This window comes from Arenimonas sp. (assembly GCF_019459675.1).
GTDB lineage: Bacteria > Pseudomonadota > Gammaproteobacteria > Xanthomonadales > Xanthomonadaceae > Arenimonas.
The window spans coordinates 1-1,703 of the sequence record NZ_JAIBFH010000332.1 but is presented as its reverse complement, the minus strand read 5'-3'; the positions used below and the strand labels follow the sequence as shown (position 1 = coordinate 1,703).

The 1,703-nt window shown below is 69.7% G+C and carries 2 protein-coding genes; both read right to left on the bottom strand.

What is annotated here, in order from left to right; all coding sequences use genetic code 11:
* Nucleotides 1-58: 58 nt before the first annotated feature.
* Nucleotides 59-277, bottom strand: coding sequence for a YdcH family protein (locus K0M70_RS11165; protein ID WP_290781935.1), 219 nt, complete (start codon nt 275-277; stop codon nt 59-61).
* Between the two features lie 376 nt (nt 278-653).
* Nucleotides 654-1,607 (bottom strand): OmpA family protein, encoded by a 954-nt coding sequence (locus K0M70_RS11160; RefSeq protein ID WP_290781934.1) that lies wholly within the window; start codon nt 1,605-1,607, stop codon nt 654-656.
* Nucleotides 1,608-1,703: the final 96 nt, after the last annotated feature.

Sequence of the window (1,703 nt, the reverse complement as noted above, 5' to 3'; positions counted from 1 at the left end):
CCCCCCCCCCCCCCCCCCCCCCCCCCCCCCCCCCCCCCCCCCCCCCCGCAGCGTGAACTCAGTGTCTTCGGCGATCGAACATCCGGGTCAGGCGATCCTTCGCGTTGAGCTTTTCCTTCTTCATCCGCCCCAGCGCGGTGTCGTCCACGGGCAGCACGCCCAGTTCGGCGTCCAGCACCTGTTTGTCCAGTTCGCGGTGGCGGTGGTAAAGCTGCCGGAATTCCGGGTCGCTCTTCATCATCGCTTCGAGTTCGCTTTGCGGTTGCCCTTCAAACATCGGTTGACCTCCTCCAGAAATCCAAACGCCCCGACCGGTGAAGGACGAGGCGTGTCGGATAGAGACAAAGGTCAGGTCGCTTTTGCTGGCGGCGTCCCCACGGATCACACCCGGCCCAAGGTCGGCGGTGGTGCGTCCAGCGGCGGCGAGGTCTGCTTTCATCGGCCTGGCTCGGTAGTCCCGGAGGCATCAGGCCTTCGGGACTTTGAACCTACTCCCCCGTTTTTGGGGTCGCAAGCCTTTCGTCAAACCATTGAATTAAAAAGAAAAGCCCCCGCTGAACGGGGGCTTCGGAGCGCGGCCGGCGGGCCTTTGGATTCAATCACTTAGTGAATGTGAAGAGTTCGATGAATGCGCTATCCCACTGATTCAATTATCAATTGACGATGATTTCGACGCGCCGGTTGCGTGCGCGGCCCTCGGCGCTGGCGTTGTCGGCCACGGGCTCCGCCTCACCCTTGCCGGTGGCCTGCAGCCGCGCGCCGGGCAAGCCCGCGTCTTCGAGCACTCGACGCACCGCTTCGGCCCGCTGGCGCGACAGGGAAAGATTGGCCGCATCGGCACCCTGGCTGTCGGTGTGGCCTTCCACCGCCACCCCGCCGCTGCCGCCCCGCAGCCGGGAAGCCAGCGCACGCAGGCTGGCCTGGGCCGGGGCGGTAAGGCTGGCGCTGCCGCTGCCGAAGGCGTTGCCGGCCAGCGTGTACACCTGCTTGCCGCCTTCGCTGCGCATCGGCGGCGGCGAGGCGTCGGGGATTTCATCGGCAGCCACGGCGGCCGCGAGTTCGGCCTCCTTGCGCGCCAGGCTGGCCTCGCGGGCGCGGGCCTCGGCCAACTTTCGGGCCTGGGCGGTTTCGGCGCCGGCGGCCTCCAGCGCGACCACTTGCGCGGCCTCGGCGCGCTCGGACGCTTCTTCGCGGGCCATGGCGCGCAGTCGAAGACGTTCGGACTCGCGGCGGGCCTGTTCGGCCTCGCGCTGGCTGGCCTCCACCATCACCTGGTCACGCTCGCGGTCGAGCTGGAGGGACTGTTCTCCCAGCAGATCGGCCTCGGCGGCGATGCGGGCGGCCTGCAGGCGCAGCTTTGCGATGGCGACGGCGTGGGCACGGTCGCGGCGCTTGGCCACCTGCGCATCGCCGATCGCCTGGCGAGCCAGCAGGCGCTCCAGGCCACCCCGGTCGGCCAGCGACGGGTCGGCGTCCAGCGTGCGCAGTTCGGCGTCAAGGCCGGCAACCGACTGTTCGTGAAGCTGCGCGGCCGACTGCGCCCGGGCAGGCGCCACGGGCAGCACGGCAAGGGCGGCGGCGAGGCCAAGCATGGCGATCAGGCGCATCAGCCGTTCCCCCGGTTCACCAGCAGGCGCCGGCGCAGGTCGGCGTTTCGGCCCCCCCTGGGTTAAAACGCCGGGCGCCCCCCCGCCCCCAGGCCC